The 23,453-nt window shown below is 62.5% G+C and carries 23 protein-coding genes; 13 read left to right on the top strand and 10 right to left on the bottom strand.

The features are described from left to right. Positions 1–13 precede the first annotated feature (13 nt). Positions 14–1,171 carry a YbfB/YjiJ family MFS transporter gene (locus ACF8Q6_RS25330; protein ID WP_190869130.1) on the top strand — a complete coding sequence of 386 codons (1,158 nt, stop codon included), beginning with the start codon at positions 14–16 and terminating at the stop codon, positions 1,169–1,171. Positions 1,172–1,281: 110 nt separating this feature from the next. Then, complete coding sequence (locus ACF8Q6_RS25325) at positions 1,282–2,277, top strand: D-2-hydroxyacid dehydrogenase family protein (protein WP_392490644.1); 996 nt, start codon at positions 1,282–1,284, stop codon at positions 2,275–2,277. A 7-nt stretch (positions 2,278–2,284) separates the two neighbouring features. Here the strand turns inward: ACF8Q6_RS25325 and ACF8Q6_RS25320 are convergent, their stop codons facing one another. Continuing rightward, positions 2,285–2,770 (bottom strand): hypothetical protein, encoded by a 486-nt coding sequence (locus ACF8Q6_RS25320; RefSeq protein ID WP_392490643.1) that lies wholly within the window; start codon positions 2,768–2,770, stop codon positions 2,285–2,287. Positions 2,771–2,912: 142 nt separating this feature from the next. Here ACF8Q6_RS25320 and ACF8Q6_RS25315 point away from each other — a divergent pair, with 142 nt between their 5' ends. Further along, on the top strand, positions 2,913–3,908 hold the full coding sequence (locus ACF8Q6_RS25315) for a 5'-nucleotidase (RefSeq protein WP_012052853.1): 996 nt from the start codon (positions 2,913–2,915) through the stop codon (positions 3,906–3,908). Positions 3,909–4,021: 113 nt separating this feature from the next. Here the strand turns inward: ACF8Q6_RS25315 and ACF8Q6_RS25310 are convergent, their stop codons facing one another. Beyond that, complete coding sequence (locus ACF8Q6_RS25310; RefSeq protein WP_004575389.1) at positions 4,022–4,180, bottom strand: hypothetical protein; 159 nt, start codon at positions 4,178–4,180, stop codon at positions 4,022–4,024. A gap of 223 nt (positions 4,181–4,403) precedes the next feature. Here ACF8Q6_RS25310 and ACF8Q6_RS25305 point away from each other — a divergent pair, with 223 nt between their 5' ends. Together ACF8Q6_RS25305 and ACF8Q6_RS25300 are read left to right on the top strand one after the other, a co-directional pair. After that, positions 4,404–5,681, top strand: coding sequence for a bifunctional O-acetylhomoserine aminocarboxypropyltransferase/cysteine synthase (locus ACF8Q6_RS25305; protein WP_004575388.1), 1,278 nt, complete (start codon positions 4,404–4,406; stop codon positions 5,679–5,681). Positions 5,682–5,746: 65 nt separating this feature from the next. Then, a complete protein-coding gene (locus ACF8Q6_RS25300; RefSeq protein WP_003250736.1) occupies positions 5,747–6,511 on the top strand; it encodes a hypothetical protein in 765 nt (254 codons plus the stop codon). An 81-nt stretch (positions 6,512–6,592) separates the two neighbouring features. Here the strand turns inward: ACF8Q6_RS25300 and ACF8Q6_RS25295 are convergent, their stop codons facing one another. Next, complete coding sequence (locus ACF8Q6_RS25295; RefSeq protein WP_014860874.1) at positions 6,593–7,066, bottom strand: anti-virulence regulator CigR family protein; 474 nt, start codon at positions 7,064–7,066, stop codon at positions 6,593–6,595. A gap of 146 nt (positions 7,067–7,212) precedes the next feature. Between ACF8Q6_RS25295 and ACF8Q6_RS25290 the strand changes: the two genes are divergently transcribed. Continuing rightward, positions 7,213–8,376, top strand: coding sequence for an AAA family ATPase (locus tag ACF8Q6_RS25290; protein WP_392490642.1), 1,164 nt, complete (start codon positions 7,213–7,215; stop codon positions 8,374–8,376). A 31-nt stretch (positions 8,377–8,407) separates the two neighbouring features. Here ACF8Q6_RS25290 and ACF8Q6_RS25285 read toward each other — a convergent pair whose 3' ends face one another. Further along, entirely contained in the window at positions 8,408–9,064 is a 657-nt protein-coding gene (locus ACF8Q6_RS25285; RefSeq protein WP_392490668.1) for an HD domain-containing protein, read from the bottom strand. A 253-nt stretch (positions 9,065–9,317) separates the two neighbouring features. Here ACF8Q6_RS25285 and ACF8Q6_RS25280 point away from each other — a divergent pair, with 253 nt between their 5' ends. After that, positions 9,318–11,729 (top strand): TonB-dependent siderophore receptor, encoded by a 2,412-nt coding sequence (locus tag ACF8Q6_RS25280; protein WP_392490641.1) that lies wholly within the window; start codon positions 9,318–9,320, stop codon positions 11,727–11,729. A gap of 39 nt (positions 11,730–11,768) precedes the next feature. Here the strand turns inward: ACF8Q6_RS25280 and glsB are convergent, their stop codons facing one another. Further along, positions 11,769–12,677, bottom strand: coding sequence for a glutaminase B (gene glsB / locus ACF8Q6_RS25275; RefSeq protein WP_392490667.1), 909 nt, complete (start codon positions 12,675–12,677; stop codon positions 11,769–11,771). Positions 12,678–13,068: 391 nt separating this feature from the next. On the opposite strand from glsB, the gene ACF8Q6_RS25270 reads away from it, so the two are divergent. The 3 genes from ACF8Q6_RS25270 to ACF8Q6_RS25260 all read left to right on the top strand — a co-directional run bounded on the left by ACF8Q6_RS25270 (position 13,069) and on the right by ACF8Q6_RS25260 (position 17,081). Beyond that, complete coding sequence (locus ACF8Q6_RS25270; RefSeq protein WP_392490640.1) at positions 13,069–14,418, top strand: MFS transporter; 1,350 nt, start codon at positions 13,069–13,071, stop codon at positions 14,416–14,418. A 21-nt stretch (positions 14,419–14,439) separates the two neighbouring features. After that, positions 14,440–15,702, top strand: a complete 1,263-nt coding sequence (locus ACF8Q6_RS25265) for a gallate dioxygenase (RefSeq protein ID WP_392490639.1) — start codon at positions 14,440–14,442, stop codon at positions 15,700–15,702. A 131-nt stretch (positions 15,703–15,833) separates the two neighbouring features. Further along, on the top strand, positions 15,834–17,081 hold the full coding sequence (locus ACF8Q6_RS25260) for an OprD family porin (RefSeq protein WP_392490638.1): 1,248 nt from the start codon (positions 15,834–15,836) through the stop codon (positions 17,079–17,081). 15 nt (positions 17,082–17,096) lie between these two features. Here ACF8Q6_RS25260 and ACF8Q6_RS25255 read toward each other — a convergent pair whose 3' ends face one another. Beyond that, the gene (locus tag ACF8Q6_RS25255) at positions 17,097–18,290 is read right to left on the bottom strand and encodes a LysR family transcriptional regulator (RefSeq protein WP_392490637.1); all 1,194 of its coding nucleotides are present in this window, start codon (positions 18,288–18,290) and stop codon (positions 17,097–17,099) included. A 117-nt stretch (positions 18,291–18,407) separates the two neighbouring features. On the opposite strand from ACF8Q6_RS25255, the gene galB reads away from it, so the two are divergent. From galB to ACF8Q6_RS25240, 3 genes are read left to right on the top strand one after another with little or no spacing between them, the layout of a single operon-like run. Next, entirely contained in the window at positions 18,408–19,184 is a 777-nt protein-coding gene (gene galB / locus ACF8Q6_RS25250) for a 4-oxalmesaconate hydratase (RefSeq protein WP_103340266.1), read from the top strand. Continuing rightward, the gene (locus ACF8Q6_RS25245) at positions 19,181–19,897 is read left to right on the top strand and encodes a 4-carboxy-4-hydroxy-2-oxoadipate aldolase/oxaloacetate decarboxylase (RefSeq protein WP_012052864.1); all 717 of its coding nucleotides are present in this window, start codon (positions 19,181–19,183) and stop codon (positions 19,895–19,897) included. Before galB ends, ACF8Q6_RS25245 begins: the two co-directional genes overlap by 4 nt. 2 nt (positions 19,898–19,899) lie before the next feature. After that, entirely contained in the window at positions 19,900–20,985 is a 1,086-nt protein-coding gene (locus tag ACF8Q6_RS25240; protein WP_392490636.1) for a 4-oxalomesaconate tautomerase, read from the top strand. 23 nt (positions 20,986–21,008) lie between these two features. On the opposite strand, the gene ACF8Q6_RS25235 is transcribed toward ACF8Q6_RS25240, so the two are convergent. The 4 genes from ACF8Q6_RS25235 to ACF8Q6_RS25220 all read right to left on the bottom strand — a co-directional run bounded on the left by ACF8Q6_RS25235 (position 21,009) and on the right by ACF8Q6_RS25220 (position 23,327). Beyond that, positions 21,009–21,467, bottom strand: a complete 459-nt coding sequence (locus ACF8Q6_RS25235) for a DUF3429 domain-containing protein (RefSeq protein ID WP_392490635.1) — start codon at positions 21,465–21,467, stop codon at positions 21,009–21,011. Positions 21,468–21,502: 35 nt separating this feature from the next. Next, a complete protein-coding gene (gene folE / locus ACF8Q6_RS25230; protein WP_012052867.1) occupies positions 21,503–22,063 on the bottom strand; it encodes a GTP cyclohydrolase I FolE in 561 nt (186 codons plus the stop codon). Next, positions 22,048–22,461, bottom strand: coding sequence for a thiol-disulfide oxidoreductase DCC family protein (locus ACF8Q6_RS25225; RefSeq protein WP_392490634.1), 414 nt, complete (start codon positions 22,459–22,461; stop codon positions 22,048–22,050). Before ACF8Q6_RS25225 ends, folE begins: the two co-directional genes overlap by 16 nt. 149 nt (positions 22,462–22,610) lie before the next feature. Further along, on the bottom strand, positions 22,611–23,327 hold the full coding sequence (locus tag ACF8Q6_RS25220) for a hypothetical protein (RefSeq protein ID WP_014591527.1): 717 nt from the start codon (positions 23,325–23,327) through the stop codon (positions 22,611–22,613). Positions 23,328–23,453 lie beyond the last annotated feature (126 nt).

Genomic DNA, 23,453 nt, shown 5'->3' with positions numbered 1-23,453 from the left:
CCCGGACCCGACCATGCACAACAATAACAACACCCTGCTTCTGCGTGCTGCGCTGATCTACATCGCCGCCACGGCCTTGATCATCATTGGCGTACAACCCATCTTCATCGGCCTGCTGGCCGAGCGGTTGCATCTGGACCTTAGCCAACAGGGCTGGGTACTTTCCAGTGAAATGAGCGGAACACTGCTCGGCTGCCTGCTGCTATCGATACCAAGGCGTCATCCAAGTGGCCGTGGGCTGTACCTGGCGGCAGCCTTTGCAGCGCTGATGTTGAACCTCCTCAGCGCTGCGCTGGACACTTTGACGAACCTGATTCTGTGCCGTTTTGCCTGTGGTATCGCTGCGGGCCTGCTGTATGCCGGGTCGATCAGCGGGCTTGGCCGGCTGCCGGGCCAGGATCGCTCGTACGGCCTGTCGCTGCTGATTCAAACCGCTGTCTTTGCCCTGTACGCGACCTGCCTGCCACAACTGGCAGAGCAGTTCGGTCACCGCACGGCGATTGCATCACTGGGTTTCTGGTTCGTGCTGATCGCTATGGCTGCGTTGTTCATTCCGGTACGGCTGCAGCGTGTAACCCCCGTGCGCCTGGCGCAGCCAGGCGGCGGCTCCGCGATTATCGGGCGCTACGCCCTGCTGGGGATGCTGTGCCTGCAGTTGGCGATCTATTCGTTGTGGGGGTTTGTCGAACAGTTGGCGCGCGAACGTGGCATCGAGGCGGTGGATGTGGGCTGGGCGTTCGGGCTGGGAATACTGGGTGGCTTGCCTGGCGGCGCCCTGCCCAGCCTGCTGGGCGCACGGGTGAGCCGCGGCCCGATGATCGGCCTGGGCTCGCTGGTAGTGCTTGTGTCAATCACCCTGCTGGCACGCTATACACATGATGCCGATCAGCTGTGCATGGCACTGTTTCTGATGAACTTCGGCTGGGTGCTGGCGCTAACCTACTACATGGGGGCAATTGCCACCAATGACCCACGCGGCACGTTGACACCCTGGGTCAGTGCGCTGCAACTGGGGGCCGCGGCGGCAGCGCCGGCGTTAGTGGCGTTGCAGCAACAGAGTGCCGGGCGGGAAATGATCTTTGCCAGTGCAGGGACAGCGGTGGTGCTAGGGTGCGTGCTGAAGAGCGTGGCCGGCGTGGTTCATCGGCGGGCAGTTCGTGAAGCTGCTTGATGGCGCGCATGAGCCGGTGATGGTGTGCGACGACTGCAGCCCGATCTGACACCGAAACCGCCCGTTAGGTTATCTTCGACACTTCACTGTACCGACCGGGTCAGACCAACATGCGTATTGTCATTCCCGACGACTACCAGGATGTAATCCGTACGCTCGATTGCTTCGGCAAGCTGAGCGGGCATGCTGTCAGCGTCCTTCATGAGCTCCCGCCTGCCACGCTGGAACAACTTGCCGCACGTTTTGCCGATGCCGATGCCCTGGTACTCACCCGCGAACGCACACGCATCGACGCCGCCTTGCTCGACCGCCTGCCCAACCTCAAGCTGATCAGCCAGACCGGCAAGGTGTCCAGCCACCTTGACCTGGCTGCCTGCACCGCGCGCGGCATTGCCGTGACCGAGGGGCGCGGATCGCCGGTAGCGCCTGCCGAACTGGCCTGGGCGCTGATCCTCAATGCCCGCCGGCAATTGGTGCCGGCCATTGAGGCCTTCCGCCAAGGCCAATGGCAGGTCAACCTGGGCCAGGCGCTGGCCGGGCAGACGCTGGGCATCTGGGGCTATGGCAAGATCGGCCAGCGCCTGGCGCGTTATGCGCAGGCTTTCGACATGCCCGTGCTGGTGTGGGGCAGTGACAGCAGCCGCGCCGCAGCCAAAGCCCATGGCCACGCTGCTGCCGCCTCGCGTGAGGCGTTTTTTGCCGAGGCGGATATTGTCAGCCTGAACCTGCGCCTTTCGGACCAGACACGCCATGGAGTGACCTTCGACGACCTGTCCCACATGAAGCCCGACGCCTTGCTGGTGAACGTCAGCCGCGCGGAACTGATTGCACCAGGCGCATTACTGCAGGCATTGGATGTCGGGCGGCCGGGCTACGCGGCGGTGGATGTTTATGAGGAGGAGCCGTTACTCGACCCGGCCCATCCACTGCTGCGTCACCCACGTGTACTCAGCACGCCCCACCTGGGGTATGTGGAGAAGAACGGCTACGAGCTGTACTTCGGTGACGCCTTCGACAATGTGCTGGCGTTTTTCGAAGGGGTGCCGAAGAACGTCGCCAACCCGCAAGCTTTGGCACTTCAACGCTTGAACCCAGTGCAGCCTTGAGGTTGCACTACCCAAGCAGGTGCAGCCCCAGCGTAAAAACAGCCACGGCCAAGGCGACCAACGACACCCCATGACGTTCCAGATACGCGGGCCAACCGGCTGCTGACTGCGCCACGCATTGACATTGGCGCTCAGCCAGGCCGGTCAAGCGCGTCTCCACACTGTCCACACGGTCTGCCTGGGTGCTCGCTGCCAGCGCGAGCTTCTTCAGTGCCGTGGTGACCGTGATGGACAGCCCCTCCCGAGCCTGATTGCTGGCGGCCAGTTGCTGCTGGCACTGCTCAAGGCGCTTGTGGATCGCCCCTTCCTTCTGCACACGGGCCAGGGTAGTTGCCACGAGCTTTTTGTTCAGCGCCTCGATACTGGCCTGCAGTGCGTCATGTCCGGGGGCCTGCTGGGCCGACACGTCTGCCTCATGCTGGGGCTCGTGCATCGTGTTCCCATTCACCTCGGCAAGCGGAGTCAGGGTGCCGTGTTCATGTAGCTGGTTCATCAATCACTGTCCGGATACTGCGGTAAGGGGCGAGAAGCTATCAAAATGACATCAACGGATCCACTGCTCAGGCGTGCAATTGACGGCTTTCGTCAGAACGTGCGCGTACACTTGCCTTCATGCCACTCGCAGGAGCCGCTTCATGCCCTACCCCATTGAAGAAAAACTGGTCATCGGCGTTGCCTCGAGTGCGCTGTTCGACCTCTCCGTTTCCGATGACATCTACCAGACACAAGGTGTCGAGGCTTACCGCCAACACCAGGAGCAGAACCTGGACGAGCCGTTCCCCAGTGGGGTGGCGCTCCCGTTCATTCGCCGCTTCCTGAGCATCAACAAGGCGTTCCCCGACCAGTTGCCGGTGGAAGTGGTGCTGCTCTCGCGCAACTCGCCGGAAACCGGCCTGCGGGTATTCCGCTCCATCAGCCACTATCAGTTGGACATCACCCGCGCGGCATTCATGTCGGGCCGCTCGCCCTACGAATACATCCCGGCGTTCAATGCCTCGCTGTTCCTCAGCGCCAACGAGGAAGATGTGCAAAAAGCCATCGACGCCAACTACCCTGCCGGGCGGGTACTGCCTACGCGCATCTACGATGATGAAATCGACACTGAGCTGCGTGTGGCCTTCGACTTCGATGGCGTGATTGCCGACGACGAGGCAGAGCGTGTTTACAAGCGCAACGACAACCTGGACGACTTTCAGGAACACGAGCGCATGCACAAGGGCACCCCGCATTCGCCGGGGCCACTGGCAGACCTTTACCGCAAGCTTTCGCGGATACGCATGCTGGAGGACCGCAAGCTGGCCGAGGACCCGACGTACCAGCGGATTCTGCGCATTGCCATCGTCACGGCGCGCAACGCGCCTTCGCACGAGCGAGTAGTGACAACCTTGAAGGATTGGGGCGTATCCCCGGATGAGTGCTTTTTTCTAGGCGGTATGGATAAACCCAGGGTGTTGTCGATATTGAAGCCGCATGTGTTTTTCGACGACCAGCGCACGCACCTGCAATCGCCAGCGGGAAACCTGCCGATGGTGCATGTACCGTTTGGGGTGGCGAATAGAGTGAGCTCGCCTCAGGAACCAGACCTGCAGCAGGATCAACTGCCGATCAGCGCATCATCCTGCATGCCCTAAAGCGCAAACACCGGCGCTGTGCCACCCGCGGTTCGGGCGACCAAGGGGGTGCGCCGGTGCCGGGTACGCGCTTGCAACCCGGCCGAGATGGCGCGGTCCATCGCGGGGTCAAATTAGCGCGGGCCGCCACCCTGATGGCCACCAAAACCACCGCCGTGGCCCCCCCCACCATGACCACCGCCACCACCCGGTGGCATGAACATCCAGCAACCCGACAAGGCGGATACCAGCGCCGCCACCAAGGCTGCGCGCAAAAGGTTTTTCGACTTCATTGAAACGCTCCACAAGGCTAGATCTGCTGCCTGCCTTAGCTGATTGGGCAGCGACAGGATTCTAGAGCTGCGGTGTGATGGCACAGGGAAACTTTGCATATCTTTACTGTCGAGTCAGTGGCCGCAAACGCCGCGCAGGGACCACCAGAATGATCCTCCTTGACCCATGCCCGCTCGCCGCCGCATGCTCGAACGCTTCCACCCACGCTCAAGGAACGATTGCATGAAGCTGGAAACGCTTGCGATCCATGCGGGCTTCAGCCCCGACCCGACCACCAAGGCGGTGGCCGTACCGATCTACCAGACCACCTCCTTCGCCTTCGACGACACCCAGCACGGCGCCGACCTGTTTGACCTGAAGGTTGCCGGCAACATCTATTCGCGCATCATGAACCCCACCAACGACGTGCTCGAGCAGCGCATGGCCGCCCTGGAAGGCGGGGTTGGCGCGCTGGCCGTCGCCTCGGGCATGGCGGCTATCACCTACGCCATCCAGACCGTCGCCGAAGCCGGCGACAATATCGTCTCGGTGGCCAAGCTGTACGGCGGCACCTACAACCTGCTGGCGCACACCCTGCCACGCATGGGAATCCACACCCGCTTCGCGGCCCATGACGATATCGCCGCCCTCGAAGCGCTGATCGACGCGCGTACCAAAGCGGTATTCTGCGAGTCCATCGGCAATCCCGCCGGCAATATCGTTGATATCGCTGCGCTGGCCGAGGCCGCCCACCGCCACGGGGTGCCGCTGATCGTCGACAATACCGTGGCCACCCCGGTGCTGTGCCGACCGTTCGAGCACGGCGCCGATATCGTCGTGCACTCGCTGACCAAGTACATCGGCGGTCACGGCACCAGCATCGGCGGCATCGTCATCGACTCCGGCAAATTCCCCTGGGCCGAAAACAAGGAACGCTTCGCCCTGCTCAACACCCCCGACCCGTCCTACCACGGCGTCACCTACACCGAAGCTTTCGGGCCTGCCGCCTTCATCGGCCGCTGCCGTGTGGTGCCCTTGCGCAACACCGGCGCCGCGCTGTCGCCGTTCAACGCCTTCCTGATCCTGCAAGGCCTGGAAACCCTGGCCCTGCGCATGGAGCGCCATACCGAGAACGCGCTAAAGGTCGCCCATTACCTGCAAGCCCACGAGCAAGTGGCCTGGGTGAAGTTCGCCGGGCTGCCCGACCACCCCGAACATGAACTGGCCCAGCGCTACACCGGCGGCAAGCCGGCGTCGATCCTGTCGTTCGGTATCAAGGGTGGCCAGGCGGCTGGCGCGCGCTTCATCGATGCATTGCAGTTGGTGGTACGCCTGGTGAACATCGGCGACGCCAAGTCACTGGCCTGCCACCCCGCTTCCACTACTCACCGTCAGCTCAACGACGAGGAACTGGAAAAGGCCGGCGTGCCACGGGACATGGTGCGCCTGTCGATCGGCATCGAACACAGTGACGACATCATCGCCGACCTGGCCCAGGCCTTGGAGGCCAGCCGCGGCTGATTCCTCCGCGCCCTACCCAATGTCGAAGGCGGGCGCACCTTCATCAAGCGTGGGATGTACCCGCAATGACCCTGTTTTACCTGAAACTCACCATCACCCCCCTGCTGATGTGGGCCATCTCCCTCGCCTCCCGGCGCTGGGGCGGCCTGCTAGGCGGATTGCTGTCCGGCCTGCCGATCACCTCGGCGCTGGTGATGACCTTCCTGTGCCTGGAACAGGGCACGGCCTTCGCCCTGGGCGCATTGCCCGGCGCACTGGGCGGCCTGGCAGCGGTGCAGGCCACCTACACCGTCTACCTGCTGGCCACGCGCACACTCGGCATCGCCGTGGCCGTACTGCTGGCGTTGCTGTTCTATGGCCTGGCCGCCTATGCCTTTACCCACTGGGGCAGCCTGTACCTGTCGATTGCAGTGGCGTTGGTGCTGATCGGCGTGCTGATCCGCGCCAGCGGCCGCGAACCCAAACCTGATACCTTGGCCCGCCCCCGGCACCGGCACTGGGAAATCCCGTTGCGCATGGTATCTGCCACTTCCCTGCTGATGATCACCACCAGCCTGGCCAGTTGGCTGGGCCCGGCGACCAGCGGGATGCTGGCGCCGATTCCGGTGATTGCCTGGCCACTGGTGGTGTTCGCCCATGTGCAGGGCGGGCGAGCCGGGATGGCGGCGATGGTGCGAGGGAATGCGATCGGCGCGGTGGGGGTGATTGCGTTCTATCTGGTATTGGCGGGGCTGCTGGAAACGTGGGGCGTTGGCGTGACCATCGGGCTGGCCATGCTGTGCGCTGTGGTGCTGACCCTTGGGCTGGCCGCGGTGTTGCGGCGGCGTTGAGAGGTCGCTGGGCTGCTGCGCAGCCCAGCCGAAGCACGCCTGCACCTACAGAGACCGAGCGGACTGCTCGCACCTGCGGCCTTAGTCGAATGCCCCGTTCAACACCTCATAGATGATCCCGGTCGCCACGGCGACCAGAATCAGGTCTGCGCCCGCTTGCATCCACTCATACCCGTCGTAGTGAGGCAGCTGCCCCAACAGACGACCATCCAGTTTCTTGGCGATACCAGGTGGCAGGGGCTTGCCGCGGGCCAGGTTCTTCTGAATGCCTGGAGGCAATGCCGGGCCCGGGCTCCAGTAGTTGCGGTGGCCACCGAGGATGCCCAGTACATCGCCACGGTCGATGGACGGGCCGCCGTGCCAGTCATTGCCGCCGGCGCTCTGCTTGTGGCCGCCCGAATTGCCCTGGCCCTGGGCGTGCGGCGCCTGGCCCTTGCCGTGCCCCTGACCTTGGCCCTGGCCTTTGCCATTACCCGGGTCGGCGAGCACCGGGCCAGAGGCCAAGGCCACCGCCAATGAGGTGACAACGGCTGTCATGATTGTTGATCTGGCCATGTGAGCATCCTTTGCGAGAGAGGTTGCCCCACACTATAGACGGTGCGCACGCCTGCTTCACTTGCAACCGCCTCAGCAGGGATGGCTGACAAGGGAGGCACGCTTCGGCCACAATCGGTCGCCTGGTCCACGCTGGGAAGCACTGCATGCTCACTACCCTCGCCATCGGCAACTACCGCTCGATCAACCACCTGGTGCTGCCGCTGAGCCAACTCAACCTGGTGACCGGTGCCAACGGCAGCGGCAAATCCAACCTGTACAAGGCGCTGCGCCTGCTGGCCGAAACCGCACAGGGCGGTGTGGTCGAAGCCCTCGCCCGTGAAGGCGGGCTGGATTCGACCTGGTGGGCAGGCCCAGAAACCAGCGCACGAATGCGGCGCGGCGAAGTGCCCATCCAAGGCCAGCATCCGAGCGAAGTCAGGCGCCTGCGCCTGGGCTTTGCCACCGAAGACCTCGGTTTTGCCATCACCCTCGGCCTGCCAATTCCCCTGCCGTATCCGAGCGCGTTCATGCTCGACCCTGAAATAAAGTGCGAGGCCATCTGGGGCGCTGGCGCCTATCGCCCCTCTTCCTTGCTGGTCGAGCGCAAGAATGCCCTGGTGCGGGCCCGCGAGGGCAACCGCTGGGCAGTGCTCGATCAGCATGCTGACAGCGGCGAGAGCTTTTTCAACATCGTCGGCCGGCCACGCCAGGCACCGGAAATCGGTGACCTGCGCGCGTTCATCAACAGCTGGCGGTTTTACGATCACTTCCGGATTGACCGTGATGCGCCTTGCCGTCAACCCCAACTGGGCACTCGCTCGCCGGTACTGCATCACGACGGGCGCAACCTTGCCTCGGCGTTGCAGACCATTATCGAAATTGGCGATGTGGAGGATCTGGTGGAAGCGCTGAATGACGCGTTTCCCGGCAGCCGTCTGGAGGTCAATGCGCCACCTGGCGGGCTGTTCAGTGTACGGCTGCACCAGCACGGTCTTTTGCGCCCGCTCGAGGGTGCTGAATTGTCGGACGGCACCCTGCGTTATCTTCTGCTGATGGCCGCCCTGCTCACACCACGGCCGCCATCGCTGATGGTCTTGAACGAACCGGAAACCAGTCTGCACGCGGACCTGCTTCCGGCCTTGGCACGGCTGATCATTCGTGCATCACGCCGTAGCCAGGTTTGGGTGGTATCGCACAGTGCGCCCTTAATCAACGCGCTGGCAGCCTGTGACGGGTGCAATGTGCTAGAGCTGGAAAAAATACAAGGGCAAACCCAACTGCGGGGGGTTGGGTTGCTGGATGAGCCGCTGTGGCGCTGGCCTGACTGAGCTCAAGCACGACGGTCCAAGCCCGGCATGACTAACCGGCCCCAGTAATCTCGTCCATGAACTGGGTAAGAAAGGTTTCAAGCCGGGCATGACGCTCGGCAGCAAGGCGAGCCCCTTCTTGGGTCTTAAAGCCCGAAGCGAGCTTGAGCAGTTTGGTCTGGAAGTGCTCGATGGCATACGCCCCGTCCTGGTACGCCCTCTGCTGCGCGAAAGGATTCTCGACGTCATAGAGCGCCGACCCCATTCGCCCGGCGACGTAAAAACACCGGGCAATACCCACCGCGCCGATGGCGTCAAGCCGGTCACTGTCCTGAAGGATGCAGGCCTCACGTGTCAGCGGTTCGAACCCTGCCGAGTAACTGTGCGTTTTGATCGCATGCACTACCTGCTCAACACGCACACTCGGCCAGCCCATCTCAGCAAGGACTGATGCAGCCTTGTTCGCCGACAACGTCGAGGCCTGCCTACGTAACGGCGAATGCTTTTCCACCGCCACACAGTCGTGCAGCACCGTCGCCGCAAGCAAGATTTCAAGGTCGCCACCCTCTACCCGCTGAATCCGGTGCGCATTGACCCACACGCGCTGAATATGGGCCAGATCGTGAGAGCCATCATTCTGGTCGGACGGCAGATACTTCAGCAAGTCAGTGGCAAGGCACTGATAAGGGGCAAACGCTTGGCGGGTCATCTTCGGTAGGTTCCATTTCCAGTGAATGCGCGGGGTCACGGGCGCCGTCCGGACACTGCCTGGGCAAGTACCGAGAGCCTGCATGTCGGTTTCAAAGCCTGTACAGCACTGGCAGGAGCAGCCTTGTGCTGCGATGAGGATACTACTGCCAAAGTAGATCCTCAGCCCTATCAGCACCTTGCTACTAAGTATTTCCGTCAACAACACGTTTGTTACTGGGAGCACTTGTATTCGATCAGCAAGGAGTCAATGGATGTCCGCTCGCTTTTCCTCCCCCGCCACCCGTATTCGCCAAACCGCGCTAGCGGTCGGCTTCGCGGGCTCGCTGCTGGGCACTGCACATGCTTGTGCCGAGCCTGTGGGTTACAGCATCCCGGCAGGGTCATTGGCTCACGCACTCGACCAGTTTGCCGACGCCAGCGGTGCAGTCATCAGTTTCAGCCAAGAAGAAGTCGCTGGCTTACACAGCAAAGGGCTGCACGGCAATTACGAACTGCATCAGGCGTTGGCAGAACTGCTGCAAGGCAGTGGCTTGCAGGTGCAGGCAGCGGGCGACAAGCGCTTCATGCTGGTTAGCGCTGAACAGGATGGCGCCATGGAGCTTGCAGCAACCACCGTCTCCAGCATGGCCCTGGGTGCCACCACAGAAGGCACCGGCAGCTACACCACCGGCTCGGTCAATACCGCAACCGGGCTGCGGTTGTCGGCACGCGAGACACCCCAATCGGTCAGCGTGGTCACCCGCCAGCAGATTGAAGACCAGAACCTGAACGATGTTACCCAGGTGCTTGAACAGACACCAGGCGTGGTCGTTGACAGCATGGGGCCCGCCGGAAGCGACGCCAACCCTATCTACGTGCGCGGCTTCGAGGTCGGCAGCATCCAGGTGGACGGCATCAACCGCCCCGATACCTTTGGCTTCAGGGACGACCTCTCCGACATGGTGTCCTATGACCGGGTAGAGGTAGTGCGCGGTGCCACGGGCCTGATGTCCGGCACTGGCGACCCGGGCGCCACCATCAACCTGATCCGCAAGAAGCCGACCCTGGAAACACAACGCAAGCTGACCTTGAAAGCGGGCTCGTGGGACAACTACCGCACCGAGCTGGACGTTTCGGGCAAGTTGACGCAAAGCGGCAATGTTCGCGGGCGCTTTGTCGCCTCCAATACCGACAGCCAGAGCTACGTCGACCGCCAATCGCTGGAACGGCAGGTGGCCTATGGGGTGCTGGAGTGGGACATCACCGACAGCACGATGCTGACAGCAGGTGCGGAATATCAGGAGATGGACAACGACGGGGCAGGCAACCACGGCTTCCCGATGTTCAATTCAGATGGCAGTCACTTCAGCCCCTCCCGCGCGTTCAATTCGGCTTCGGACTGGAGCTATCACAAGCGTCGCACCAAGACGGTATTCACTACGCTGGAGCATCAACTGGACAACGGCTGGCAATTGAAACTGAATGCCGAACACAGCCGTCGCAGCTATGACGACGCCTTCGCCACCGCTGCCAGCGGCACCGTCAAGCCCGATGGCAGTGGCATCAGCACCTGGACGGGGCGTTGGGCCGGCGAGCCCCGGCAGACCTCATTCGACCTGTCGGCGTCGGGCCCGTTCGAGCTGTTGTCACGCGAGCACCAGGCCTACCTCGGGGCCAGTCACTACCGCGCCTACTACCGCAACGACGGTTACCCACTGTGGACGATCCAGACCATCGACAACATTTACACCTGGGACGGTTCGCTGGCGATACCGGACGCCATCCATGCCAAGTCCTCGGAGGACGCGCTGGATGAAACCCAGGACGGCCTGGTGGCTTCGGTACGCTGGAGCCTGGCCGATGACCTGTCGCTGATTACCGGGGCGCGGCTGATCGACTGGAAACGCGACGAAACCTCTACCACCCTGTCGTCCGGCGCGACAAGCCGCACCTCACGTAGCGAAACCGGGGTCGTCACGCCCTACCTTGGCCTGGTGTATGACCTCAGCGAGCACTGGTCGGCCTATGCCAGTTACACCACCATTTTCAAACCGCAGAGCAACAAGGATATCAACGGGACCTACCTGGACCCGTTGGAAGGCGTTAACTACGAGCTCGGTCTGAAAAGTGAGTTCTGGGACCAGCGCCTGACCGCGGCTTTCAGCGTTTTCGAGGTGCACCAGGACAACCTGGCGGTAGCCGACGGAAGCAACCTGGCGCCAGACGGCAACCAGGCCTACCGTGCCGAATCGGGTACCAAGACACGTGGTTTCGAGATGGAAATGGCGGGCGAGATTTTGCCTGATTGGCAGGTCTCGGCCAGCTACACCTATGCGGTGAGCAAGGATTCGGATGGCGACCGCCTGAACACTGAAATACCGCGAGACACCTTGAAACTGTTCACCAGCTACCGCCTGCCGACCCTGCCACAGTTGAAGGTAGGGGGTGGTGTGCGCTGGCAGGGTACCGAGTATTACAAGAGCGCCGGGCCCAACAACGAAACGTTCACCCAGCACCCCTACAGCGTGGTCGACCTGATGGCTCAATATGCCTTCACGCCGCAGACCAGCGTTTCACTGAACCTCAACAACGTGTTGGACAAAACCTACTACACGGCGATTGGCGCGCGCGGCTGGTATGGCAGCCCACGCAGCGCCACGGCCACGTTGGTGTACGCGTTCTGACCCGCCAAGGCGACGCCTGATGGCCCCTGAGTTCGCAGATCAGAACACCGACCATCCGATCCGCGAACTGAGCAGCTCAAGCGCCGCCATCCCGGCCAGGGAGTTGCCCGCAGCGTTCAACTCTGGCGACCACACGCATACGGTAAATTGACCCGGCACGATCGCCACGATCCCGCCACCCACACCACTCTTGCCAGGCAAACCCACCCTGAAGGCGAAATTCCCCGCCTCGTCATACAGCCCGCTGGTGGCCATGATCGAGTTCACTTGTTGGGTCTGACGCCGCGTCAGGATCTGCTCACCGCTGTGCTTGCAGAACCCATCATTGGCCAGGAAGCAGAATGCCCGCGCCAGGTCCAGGCAGTTCATTTGCAGTGCGCAGTAACTGAAGTAACTGCGCAGCACCGTCTCGACCTCGTTATGGAAGTTGCCAAATGACTGCATCAGGTACGCCATGGCAGCGTTGCGCGCGCGAAACTGATATTCCGAATCAGCGACCCGGGTATTGATCGAGATGTGGGGGTTGCCTGAAAGCCGTCGGACAAAATCGCGCATCGACAACGTGGGGGCCGCGAAGCGCGACTGATTGATATCGCAGATCACCAATGCCCCTGAATTGATGAACGGGTTACGCGGCCGCCCGCGCTCGAACTCCAGCTGCACCAGCGAGTTGAACGGCTGCCCCGAAGGCTCATGCCCCAGCCGCTCCCAAATGGTTTCTCCCGAATGGCCAATGGCCTGAACCAGGCTGAACACCTTGGAAATGCTCTGCACCGAGAATGGCACCCGCGCGTCACCTGCGCAGTGATAACTGCCATCGTTGCCATAGACAGCGATGCCCAGCTGGTTCGCCGGCACGTCCGCCAGCGCAGGAATGTAGTCAGCGACTTTGCCCTTGCCGATCAAGGGACGTACTTCTTCGAGAATCTCGTTCAACAGCGTTTGCATGGAAGGCCCTGTATCAATCCCCAGACGACGGCGAGGGGCAGTCTTCTTGACGAAGACTGAGCGGGAGAAATCACACATTCAGAAACAAATCACCGTAAGCGTCGTCATCACCAGGAAGCCTGACGACGCCAGCAGCGCATGAGGTGTTTACAGGGGCAACAGCTTGCTGCCGAGCGGCACAGCTTGACGCGACATTAGCCCCACGACGTCTGCGATAAAAAAATTGGATATCTCATTAAAGAAATCCCGCAGGCGCTGCCCTGGACCATGGGATTACAGTCCGCCCCACGCCGTCGTCCGGCGGAGTGGTTGCTGCTGGGCCATTACACGTTCGAAGCCTTACCGGAACCCGGCGCAATTCACACCAATACAAGAACAAAGGTGACCACGCATGCTTAAGCCTCCTGTCGATGCCCCTATCGATGTCAAAGACTGGATCGATAACCGCCCCATTGCTGCCTACCAGTGGCTGATCTTGTCGCTGTGCTTCCTGATCGTGCTGTTCGATGGCTTCGATGTCGCCGTCATGGGTTTCATCGCGCCTTCGCTGATGCAGGACTGGGGCCTGTCGCGCGCCGCCTTTGGCCCGGTGATGAGTGCCGGCATGGTCGGCCTTGCCATCGGCGCACTGACCGCCGGCCCGTATGCCGACCGGTTGGGCCGCAAGACAGTGCTGCTGATCGCGGTCAGCGGTTTCAGCCTGCTGAGCCTGGCCTGCGCCTTCGCCCGCAACCCCTATGAACTGGCTGTGTTACGGCTGCTGACCGGCATTGCCCTGGGTGCGGCCATGCCCAACTGCACCACCCTGCTTGCCGAATACCTGCCCACACGCAACCGCTCGCTGATGATCACCATCATGTTCACCGGCTTCAACATGGGCTCGGGCCTGGGCGGTTTTCTGTCCGCCTGGCTGATCCCTCATCACGGCTGGAAGTCGGTACTGCTGGCCGGCGGCCTGCTGCCATTGGCTTTGCTGCCCCTGCTGTGGTGGCTGCTGCCAGAGTCCGCCCGCTTCCTTGCTGCACGCCAGGCACCGGCCAGCCAGATTGCGGCAGCCTTGGCCAAGCTCGGCGGCCGATTCGCTGCCGGCACCCGCTTCATCGTCAGTGAGCCAACCACGCAGCACAAGGCACCGGCCCGGCAGCTGTTCAGCGAGCGCTACCGGTTGGGCACCCTGGCCCTGTGGCTGACCTATTTCATGGGCCTGCTGGTGATCTACCTGACCATGGGCTGGTTGCCGACGCTGCTGCGTGATGGCGGGCTGTCCATCGAGCGCGCCGCCACCATCACGGGCCTGTTCCAGATCGGCGGCGCAGTGGGCGCAATCGTGGTCGGCTGGATCATGGACCGACGCAACCCCAACCGGGTCATCGCCATCGCCTACGCCCTCGGCGGCCTGTGCATCGTCTCACTGGGCGCCCTGAACCTGGAGTCGAGCCTGCTGGTGGTGGGCGTGGCGGCTGCCGGGTTCTGCATGAGCGGTGCGCAGACCGGCCTGAACGCCTTCGCCCCTGGCTACTACCCGACCGAGTTCCGCGCCACAGGTGTAAGCTGGATGCTCGGTATCGGGCGCTTCGGGGCCATTTTCGGCTCCCTCATCGGTGGTGCCGTGCTCAGCCTGGGGCTGGGCCTGCCGCTGCTGTTCACCCTCCTCGGCCTGCCGGCATTCGCCGCCGCCCTGGCGATCCTGGCCAACGGCCACGCCCGGCTGCGCGCGAACCCCGCAGTAACCGCGCCGTAACCTGTAACAGAGGACTTTCGCATGGCTCGTATCATTGGTGGCCTGGCCGTCTCCCACACCCCAACCATCGGCTTCGCAGTCGACCACGACAAACAGGAAGAAGCCGCCTGGGCGCCGATCTTCGAAAGCTTCAAGCCGATCCGCACGTGGCTGCAGCAGCGCCAGCCGGACGTACTGTTCTATATCTTCAACGACCACGTCACCTCGTTCTTCTTCGACCATTACAGTGCCTTCACCCTGGGCGTAGACGAGCAGTATGGCGTGGCCGATGAAGGGGGCAACCCGCGGGACCTGCCGCCAGTGGGCGGCCACGCAGCACTGTCGCGGCACATCGGCCAGAGCCTGATGGCCGATGAGTTCGACATGAGCTTTTTCCGCGACAAGCCGCTGGACCACGGCTTCTTCTCGCCCATGTCGGCGCTGCTGCCCTGCGATGAAAGCTGGCCCGTACAGATCGTGCCGCTGCAGGTCGGCGTACTGCAGCTGCCGATCCCCACGGCGCGGCGCTGCTACAAACTGGGCCAGGCATTGCGCCGCGCCATCGAGAGCTACCCCGAAGACCTCAAGGTGGCGATCGTCGCCACCGGCGGGGTGTCACACCAGGTGCATGGCGAGCGTTGCGGCTTCAACAACCCGGAGTGGGACGCGCAGTTCCTTGAACTGCTGGTGAACGACCCACAGCGCCTTACCGAGATGACACTGGCTGAGTACGCCACGCTCGGCGGCATGGAAGGCGCCGAGGTGATCACCTGGCTGATCATGCGTGGCGCGTTGTCTGCCAACGTTGAGCGCAAGCACCAAAGCTACTACCTGCCGTCGATGACCGGCATTGCCACCCTGCTGCTGGAAAACCGCGACCAGGCACTGCCGGCACCGGTCAACGAACGCCACCGCCAGCACATGCAGCATCAGCTGGCGGGGGCTGAGCAGCTTGAGGGCACCTATCCCTACACCCTGGAGCGCAGTGCCAAGGGCTACCGCCTGAACAAGTTCTTGCATCGCATGATCGAGCCGCAGTGGCGCCAGCGCTTCCTGAGCGAACCCGAAGCGCTGTACCGCGAGGCAGGCCTGAGCGAAGAGGAAAGCGACCTGCTGCGCCGCTGCGACTGGCGTGGGCTGATCCACTACGGGGTGATCTTCTTCGTACTGGAGAAGCTGGGCGCCGTACTGGGTGTGTCCAACCTGGACATTTACGCCGCCATGCGCGGGCAGAGCATCGAAGACTTCATGAAGACCCGTAACCAGCAGGTTCGCTACTCGGTGGCCGGCAAAGCGCCAAACTGACCGATGCAACCCGCTTGATCCTGTGACGGCGCGTCCCGCGCCGCCACCCCCACCGCTCCCTGATTCAACCTGCCCAGCGCCGATGCGCCGCTGGCAGGCAGCGCTTTGCCCATCCCTGGAGAATAAAAATAATGAAATGCCGCACCCCGTACCTGCTTGTCCCTGCATTCGCACTGGCAGCCAGCCTGCCACTGCAAGCCCTGGCCGAAGGCTTCGTCGACGATGCCAAGGCAAGCCTGACGTTGCGTAACTTCTACATGAACCGCGACTACACGGGCACGGCAAGCCAAGGCAAAGCCGAGGAATGGACGCAAAGTTTCATCCTCGACTTCAAGTCCGGCTACACCCCCGGCGTGGTCGGTTTCGGCGTTGACGCGCTGGGCCTTTACAGCATCAAACTTGATGGCGGCAAGGGCACCGCCGGCACGCAGTTGCTGCCTGTTCATGACGACGGGCGCCCGGCGGACGACTTTGGCCGCACGGCGCTGGCGGGCAAGATGCGGGTGTCCAAGACGGAACTCAAGGTTGGCGAGTGGTCACCTACCCTGCCCATCCTGCGCGCCGATGACGGCCGCTCGCTGCCACAAACCTTGCAGGGCGCGCAGGTCACCTCCAACGAGCTGGCCGGCCTGAGCCTGTATGGCGGCCAGTTCCGCCAGAACAGCCCGCGCAACGACGCCAGCATGCAGGACATGAGCCTGTTCACGCGCACAGCCTTCACCTCGGACCGCTTCAACTTCGCCGGCGGTGAATACCGCTTCAACCAGGAGCGCACCCTGGTCAGCGCCTGGTATGCCCAGCTGGAAGACATCTACCAGCAGCGCTACTTCCAGGTGCAGCATCAACAGCCGCTGGGCAACTGGGTACTGGGCGCCAACCTGGGCTATTTCTGGGGCAAGGATGACGGTGGCGCCAAGGCAGGCGAACTGGACAACCGCACCGCTTCGGGCCTGTTCTCGGCGAAGCTGGGTGGCAACACGTTCTACGTCGGTTTGCAGAAGGTCATGGGCGATGATGAATGGTTCCGGGTCAATGGCACCAGCGGCGGCACGCTGGCCAACGACGCCTTCGGCTCCAGCTATGAAAGCGCCCGCGAGCGCTCCTGGCAGGTGCGCCACGACTTCAACTTCGTGGTGCTTGGCATACCCGGCCTGACCCTGATGAACCGCTATATCCACGGTGACAACGTGCACAACGCCAGCACCGAGGACGGCACCGAGTGGGGCCGCGAAAGCGAGCTGGCCTATGTGATCCAGTCTGGGCCGTTCAAGGCCCTGAACCTCAAGTGGCGCAACTCCAGCCAGCGCCGGGACTGGGGCAGCACCAACAGTTTCGATGAGAACAGGCTGATCGTCAGCTACCCGCTGAGCCTGCTTTAAGTCACCCTCCTGGGCTCACGCCTGCTCGGTGATAACCTGGCGGATACAGGCCATCAGCGCGACTGCCGCCGGTGACTGCAGGCAGCCACTGCGCTGCATGAGGCCGATGGCGCGGGCAGTGCCGGGCAGTGCCAGCGGCAGGCGTTGCAGTTCGCCGCTGGCAATCTCGTAAGCCAACTGGTGCGCAGACACCGCCGCCAGCATGTCCGAACGCACCAGCAGGCCACGGATAACCGCCAGATCAGCGCTTTCCACCACCGGCCACGGCGCTGTCAGGCCCGCGGCGGCGAAACAGTTGTCGAGCAGCTGGCGGGCCGGCGAACCGGCCCGCGGCAACACCCAGCGCGCCTGGTGCACGTCCTTGAGCGTCAGGTGTGTGTGCAACAGCGGGTGCCCTCGACGGGCCAGCACCACCATTTCCTCGTTGATGAGCGGCTCGCCCACCAGGTCGCTGGCATAATCGTGAGGCCGCAAGGCGCCCAAGACGAAATCCACATCCCCTACCCGCAGCTCGGTTGCCAGCAGGTCGAACGGGCTTTCGTTGGTCACCACCCGAACCTGTGGGTGCTGGGCCGTGAAGCGTAAAATGGCGTCCGGTAGAATGCGCGAGCGGCCCAATGGCAACGCGCCGACATGCACCACCCCGCGCAGGGTGCCTTGCATCGCGCTCAGGTCACTGTCCAGCAGGCGCAACTCGTTCAGCGCCCGGCGGATGGGGAACAGAATGTCCCGGCTGGCCACAGTGGGCTGCAGGCCGCGCGACGTGCGCACGAACAAGTGCTGTCCGCACCCGCCTTCGAGCACTTTCAAGGCCGCACTGACCGCCGGCTGGCTAAGGCCGAAGTGCCGCGCCACGGTTTGCATGTGCCGTGTTTCACAGAGCTTCACGAACACCTGCAGGCGCCGCGCCTGAAACAGGTAGAGGGGCTCGCCCTGCGCGGTGCCCAGCAAACTCGGCACGCCGTCCAGTTCCGCCAGCACGCGCTGTGCGCGCGGCAGCAGGCACTCGCCATAGTCGGTCAGGCGCATGCCATTGGCATGGCGCTCGAACAGGGGCACGGCAAAGCGCGCCTCCAGCTCGGCGATGGCGCGGGTGACCACGGACTGAGCACGGAACAACACCTCCGTCGCCCGCGAAACGCTGCCCAGCTCGGCTACCCGGATGAACGCGCGGACTTGCATCAGGTTGGGCAGTTCGACATCGATCATAAGGGCTCCCGGCGCTCAGCTCGTGACTGCGGCGACTATGCCTCTACCCCGCTTGCCCGGCAATAAATAAAACGCATAGCCGCTGCAAATGAACGCATTAGTGCCCTGCACAGGCCAATGACATCCTGCGCCCACCCCCACTGCAGGAGCCAACGAACCATGAATACCCCACAAAAATCCGCCCTGGTGGTCAGCGCACATTCGGCCGACTTTGTCTGGCGTGCCGGTGGCGCCATTGCGCTGCACGCTAAGCAAGGCTATGCCATGCACGTGGTCTGCCTGTCTTTCGGTGAGCGTGGTGAGTCTGCCAAGCTGTGGCGCAAGGGTGAAATGACCGAAGCCAAGGTCAAGGACGCACGCCGTGAAGAGGCCATGGCCGCGGCCGAAATCCTCGGTGCCAGCGTGGAGTTCTTCGACATCGGCGACTATCCGATGCGCGCCGACAAGGACACCCTGTTCCGCCTGGCCGATGTGTATCGCCGGGTACAACCGGAGTTCGTACTCAGCCACTCCCTCAAAGACCCTTACAACTACGACCACCCGCTGGCCATGCACCTGGCCCAGGAAGCCCGCATCATCGCGCAGGCTGAAGGCTACAAGCCGGGCGAGAAGATCGTTGGCGCACCGCCGGTGTACGCCTTTGAGCCGCACCAGCCCGAGCAGTGCGAATGGCGCCCGGACACGTTCCTGGACATTACCCCGGTGTGGGACAAAAAGTATGCCGCCATCCAGTGCATGGCCGGCCAGGAACACCTCTGGGAGTACTACACCCGCGTGGCCCTGCAGCGCGGCGTGCAAGCCAAGCGTAACGTGGGCATCACCAGTGCACGCAACATCGTCTACGCCGAAGGCCTGCAGAGCGTGTTCCCACGCGTGACGGAGAACCTGGCATGAGCGGGCTGATCGGCAAGACCGGCATCGTCGTGCGTAACATCCCACGCGTTGAGCCACACATCATCGATGCCCTGGGCCGGCTGGGTGTCGCCACGGTGCATGAGGCCCAAGGTCGCAAGGGGCTGCTCAATACTGCCGTGCGCCCTATCCAGCAAGGTGTGGCGGTGGCCGGCAGCGCGGTAACCGTGCTGGTGGCCCCTGGCGACAACTGGATGTTCCATGTTGCCGTGGAGCAGTGCCGCCCAGGCGACGTACTGGTGGTGGCGCCCAGTTCGCCGTGCAGCGATGGCTATTTCGGCGACCTGCTGGCGACCTCGCTCCAGGCCCGCGGCGTGCGCGGCCTGGTGATCGATGCGGGCGTGCGCGACAGCCAGACACTGCGCGACATGGGCTTTGCCGTGTGGTCCCGCGCGATCAACGCCCAAGGTACGGTGAAAGAGGTGCTGGGCTCGGTGAACCTGCCGCTGCTGTGTGCCGGGCAGCTCGTCAATGCCGGTGACATCGTGGTGGCCGATGACGACGGCGTAGTGGTGGTGCGCCATGGCGAAGCCCAGGCAGTACTCGAAGCCGCCACCCAGCGCGCCGACCTGGAAGAACGCAAACGCCTGCGCCTGGCCGCCGGCGAGCTTGGCCTGGACATCTACGAGATGCGCCCGCGCCTGGCGGCGAAGGGCCTGCGTTATGTCGACCACCTCACCGACCTGGAAGGCTGAACATGGGCCAGACCCGCATACCCTGCCTGCTGATGCGCGGCGGCACCTCCAAGGGCGCCTATTTTCTGCATGACGACCTGCCCGCCCCTGGCCCGCTACGTGACCGGGTGCTGCTGGCGGTGATGGGCTCGCCCGATGCCCGGCAGATTGACGGCATCGGCGGCGCCGACTCGCTCACCAGCAAAGTCGCCATCATCCGCGCTTCGCAGCGCGATGACGCCGACGTGGACTACCTGTTCGCTCAGGTGGTGGTGGACGAGGCGCGGGTGGACTATGGGCAAAACTGCGGCAACATTCTGGCCGGCGTAGGGCCGTTCGCCCTCGAGCGCGGCCTGGTGGCCGCCAGCGGCGCGAGCACACCGGTGCGCATCTTCATGGAAAACACCGGGCAGATCGCCGTCGCCCAGGTGCCGACCGCCGATGGCCAGGTGGAGTATGCCGGCGATACCCGTATTGATGGGGTGCCGGGCCGTGGGGCGGCGCTGGTGGTCACGTTTGCCGACGTGGCCGGCGCCAGCTGCGGAGCCCTGTTGCCCACCGGCAACAGCCGCGACTGTGTCGAGGGTGTGGAAGTCACCTGCATCGACAACGGCATGCCCGTGGTGCTGCTGCGTGCAGAAGACCTTGGCGTGACCGGTTACGAGCCGTGCGAAACGCTGGAGGCCGACAGCGCCCTGAAAACACGCCTGGAAGCCATCCGCCTGCAACTGGGCCCACGCATGAACCTGGGTGATGTCAGCCAGCGCAATGTGCCAAAAATGTGCCTGCTGTCAGCACCGCGCAACGGCGGCACGGTCAATACGCGCTCGTTCATCCCGCACCGCTGCCATGCGTCCATCGGGGTGTTTGGTGCGGTGAGTGTTGCTACGGCCTGTTTGATTGAAGGGTCGGTTGCACAGGGCCTTGCCAGCACGTCCGACGGTGATCGTCAGCGTTTGGCGGTGGAGCATCCGAGTGGGGAATTTACGGTGGAAATCAGCCTGGAACATGGCGTGATCAAGGGGTGCGGGTTGGTGAGGACGGCGCGTTTGCTGTTTGACGGGGTTGTGTGCATCGGGCGAGATATTTGGGGTGGGCCGCAGAAGTGACTCATCAATGGTTGCTTGGGGTTTCAAAAATGAATGGACACCGCAAGTGCACTGACCAGCAAACAGAGGCTCGCGACAGCCGTTAGATGCACGCGCATCGGCAGATACCACCCAGGCATCGCTTGCGCCAGTTTGCGATCCTGCCAAAGATGGCCGACAAAACCAAAGGTCAACACCAGACACCCCAGTGGCGCAGGCAGCAACGTGCCAACCCAACCGATCAGGGCCGGTATAACGCTCCACACCAGTCGCTCTTGACGCTGCTTTGCGGGCAAACCCTGCAACGTCATGGCAAACCCCCAGTGCAGGGCACCGACGAAGCTCAATATCACCGCGCCATAGCCGACCAGCTTCATCGAGAAAAACGCTCGATATTCAGCCCCCAAAAGGATGAGCAGCGTCAAACCAATAAACGGCAGCAGGCCGCCGTAACCCAGGACAGTGAAGCGGCTTGGAGATAAAGCAGTAGCAACGGAACTCATCTGGGCGCCCCTTCGCAACGGTTCAGGATCGGATGTCAATTGTGTCGTCCAATGAGGTTCAGGAATTCGTGTCGCGTCGAGGGGGCGTCGCGAAATGCACCTAACATCACGGATGAAATCATCACCGAGTTCTGCTTCTCTACACCGCGCATCATCATGCACATATGCTTGGCTTCGATCACGACCGCTACCCCTGCGGCATCCGTGACTTCCTGCACGGCATACGCAATTTGCCGCGTCAGGTTTTCCTGTATCTGTAAACGACGGGCGAACATGTCCACCACGCGTGCAACCTTGGAAAGGCCTAACACGCGTCCTGTTGGCAGGTACGCGACATGCGCCTTGCCAATAAACGGCAGCATGTGGTGTTCGCACAATGAGTAGAGCTCAATGTCACGCACCACAATCATTTCATCGTTTTCACTCTCGAACAGAGCACCGTTTACGACCTCGTGAAGATCCTGGGCATACCCGTTGCACAAGTACTGCATCGCTTTTGCCGCACGCTGGGGTGTGTCCAGAAGCCCTTCGCGCTGCGGGTTTTCACCAATACCGACCAGGATTTCATGGTAGTGCTCGGCTAACGAATGTGACATTTGGACTCCTCACCGTTACAACGGTGCCCGCCAGCGGGATGTGGTAGCCAGGCCAAGTGTGGCCTCAATCGACAGAACAGCCTGTAAAGCACCGAAAACAGGGGACGTAGCGGGCGCCAAGCCAGTGGCGCGACCCACAGGCCCACATCGGCAGCACGCCAACTCCACAAGGTGGCGTCCAAGCCTGTAACCCAGTGCCCGCTCGCGAACCTTCCATGCAGGCATGACCTCAGTTGCTCAACCGTGAAGCCCAACGCCCCTGCATCGAAATCATCAGCACTGATGTCAACCAGGATGAGCTTTCCCCCGGTCGATTGCCTGCGCAGGAAGGCTATTTCCCGAGCGCACAACGGGCAGGCGCCGTCAAAGTACAGGGTGAAGGGCCACTCGCAATACATGTACAACCCCTCATTCTTGTACAGGTTTTTGTATAAGTTAGCTGAAACCAGGAAATTCGCAATGGGGGGGCTGAGAGGTGTTCGCCGGTGGGTTTGTATTGCCGGTGAGATAGAGCGCCGCCAAACCTCCCATGGCGGACACCTTCCACTCAAGGCCGCATGAGCGGCTCGATCCCGATCCATTTCTTAACGGGGTGATAGCAGAGCTTCAGCGGCGGAATCTGCACCTTGCGGCCCTGCACATCCAGTGCCCCCAGATGAATCGTCCACTTGGAATCTGCCTCGAACTTGTCCGTCTGAAAGATCACGTAAGCCGAGCCATAGCGCTTGTTGTTGGTCATCCTGGGAATCATCCGGTGCACTTCATCGCTGTTGATGTCATATGGCGATGGCCGGGCGGTCTTCTCATTCACCAACGGAAAGTCGTAGGTCTCGTTGATGCCCAAGTACACCTCGGGCCGCGCATTCAGGCGCGAGCCGTCTTCAAAGGTGATGTAAGCCTGACGGCTGTCGTACAGCACCGGTATCGGCGGCTCGCCACGCTTGGCATCGGTCGACGGGCGTTGGCGGTCTTTGTTGTAGGCGATCATTTGCACAAAGAATTCCTGCCGCGAGTACTTCTCGCCCGGGTACTGCACGTACAGGCTTTGCTCATAGCGCTTTTCGCCCCACAGGGCGGCGTGGTCGTAGAGGTAGGTTTCCAGGTAGAGGGTGGTCTCCCCCTGCGGGCCTGGCACTTTGAATTGGAACTCGGATTCGCAAAGGTCCGCGTAGGCGGCGCGTTCGCGTTTCCAGGGGACACAGGCGGTCAACGAAGCGGCTGCCAGCAGCAGCATGAGAGAGAGTGTGCGTTGCAGGTTATTCATGACCGGCCCTGGTCCAGATGCGAATGGATCAGTTTCGAGGGCTGGGTCGCGCAAGTCCATGCTGCCCCTTTGCCATTATCGCGAGACAGACAGCACACCTTGCAACCGCTCTGGAAGTGACCACAA

The organism is Pseudomonas sp. GLN_2 (assembly GCF_043106005.1).
GTDB classification, from domain to species: domain Bacteria; phylum Pseudomonadota; class Gammaproteobacteria; order Pseudomonadales; family Pseudomonadaceae; genus Aquipseudomonas; species Aquipseudomonas alloputida.
The sequence above is the reverse complement of the archived record's forward strand: the minus strand, read 5'-3'. Positions and strand labels throughout refer to the sequence as shown.

What these genes read in the sequence shown, in the direction of transcription:
- ACF8Q6_RS25330 (WP_190869130.1), top strand. Translation starts at nt 14, where the DNA reads ATGCACAACAATAACAACACCCTGCTTCTGCGTGCTGCGCTGATCTAC.
- ACF8Q6_RS25325 (WP_392490644.1), top strand. Translation starts at nt 1,282, where the DNA reads ATGCGTATTGTCATTCCCGACGACTACCAGGATGTAATCCGTACGCTC.
- ACF8Q6_RS25320 (WP_392490643.1), bottom strand. Translation starts at nt 2,770, where the DNA reads ATGAACCAGCTACATGAACACGGCACCCTGACTCCGCTTGCCGAGGTG.
- ACF8Q6_RS25315 (WP_012052853.1), top strand. Translation starts at nt 2,913, where the DNA reads ATGCCCTACCCCATTGAAGAAAAACTGGTCATCGGCGTTGCCTCGAGT.
- ACF8Q6_RS25310 (WP_004575389.1), bottom strand. Translation starts at nt 4,180, where the DNA reads ATGAAGTCGAAAAACCTTTTGCGCGCAGCCTTGGTGGCGGCGCTGGTA.
- ACF8Q6_RS25305 (WP_004575388.1), top strand. Translation starts at nt 4,404, where the DNA reads ATGAAGCTGGAAACGCTTGCGATCCATGCGGGCTTCAGCCCCGACCCG.
- ACF8Q6_RS25300 (WP_003250736.1), top strand. Translation starts at nt 5,747, where the DNA reads ATGACCCTGTTTTACCTGAAACTCACCATCACCCCCCTGCTGATGTGG.
- ACF8Q6_RS25295 (WP_014860874.1), bottom strand. Translation starts at nt 7,066, where the DNA reads ATGGCCAGATCAACAATCATGACAGCCGTTGTCACCTCATTGGCGGTG.
- ACF8Q6_RS25290 (WP_392490642.1), top strand. Translation starts at nt 7,213, where the DNA reads ATGCTCACTACCCTCGCCATCGGCAACTACCGCTCGATCAACCACCTG.
- ACF8Q6_RS25285 (WP_392490668.1), bottom strand. Translation starts at nt 9,064, where the DNA reads ATGACCCGCCAAGCGTTTGCCCCTTATCAGTGCCTTGCCACTGACTTG.
- ACF8Q6_RS25280 (WP_392490641.1), top strand. Translation starts at nt 9,318, where the DNA reads ATGTCCGCTCGCTTTTCCTCCCCCGCCACCCGTATTCGCCAAACCGCG.
- glsB (WP_392490667.1), bottom strand. Translation starts at nt 12,677, where the DNA reads ATGCAAACGCTGTTGAACGAGATTCTCGAAGAAGTACGTCCCTTGATC.
- ACF8Q6_RS25270 (WP_392490640.1), top strand. Translation starts at nt 13,069, where the DNA reads ATGCTTAAGCCTCCTGTCGATGCCCCTATCGATGTCAAAGACTGGATC.
- ACF8Q6_RS25265 (WP_392490639.1), top strand. Translation starts at nt 14,440, where the DNA reads ATGGCTCGTATCATTGGTGGCCTGGCCGTCTCCCACACCCCAACCATC.
- ACF8Q6_RS25260 (WP_392490638.1), top strand. Translation starts at nt 15,834, where the DNA reads ATGAAATGCCGCACCCCGTACCTGCTTGTCCCTGCATTCGCACTGGCA.
- ACF8Q6_RS25255 (WP_392490637.1), bottom strand. Translation starts at nt 18,290, where the DNA reads ATGATCGATGTCGAACTGCCCAACCTGATGCAAGTCCGCGCGTTCATC.
- galB (WP_103340266.1), top strand. Translation starts at nt 18,408, where the DNA reads ATGACATCCTGCGCCCACCCCCACTGCAGGAGCCAACGAACCATGAAT.
- ACF8Q6_RS25245 (WP_012052864.1), top strand. Translation starts at nt 19,181, where the DNA reads ATGAGCGGGCTGATCGGCAAGACCGGCATCGTCGTGCGTAACATCCCA.
- ACF8Q6_RS25240 (WP_392490636.1), top strand. Translation starts at nt 19,900, where the DNA reads ATGGGCCAGACCCGCATACCCTGCCTGCTGATGCGCGGCGGCACCTCC.
- ACF8Q6_RS25235 (WP_392490635.1), bottom strand. Translation starts at nt 21,467, where the DNA reads ATGAGTTCCGTTGCTACTGCTTTATCTCCAAGCCGCTTCACTGTCCTG.
- folE (WP_012052867.1), bottom strand. Translation starts at nt 22,063, where the DNA reads ATGTCACATTCGTTAGCCGAGCACTACCATGAAATCCTGGTCGGTATT.
- ACF8Q6_RS25225 (WP_392490634.1), bottom strand. Translation starts at nt 22,461, where the DNA reads ATGTATTGCGAGTGGCCCTTCACCCTGTACTTTGACGGCGCCTGCCCG.
- ACF8Q6_RS25220 (WP_014591527.1), bottom strand. Translation starts at nt 23,327, where the DNA reads ATGAATAACCTGCAACGCACACTCTCTCTCATGCTGCTGCTGGCAGCC.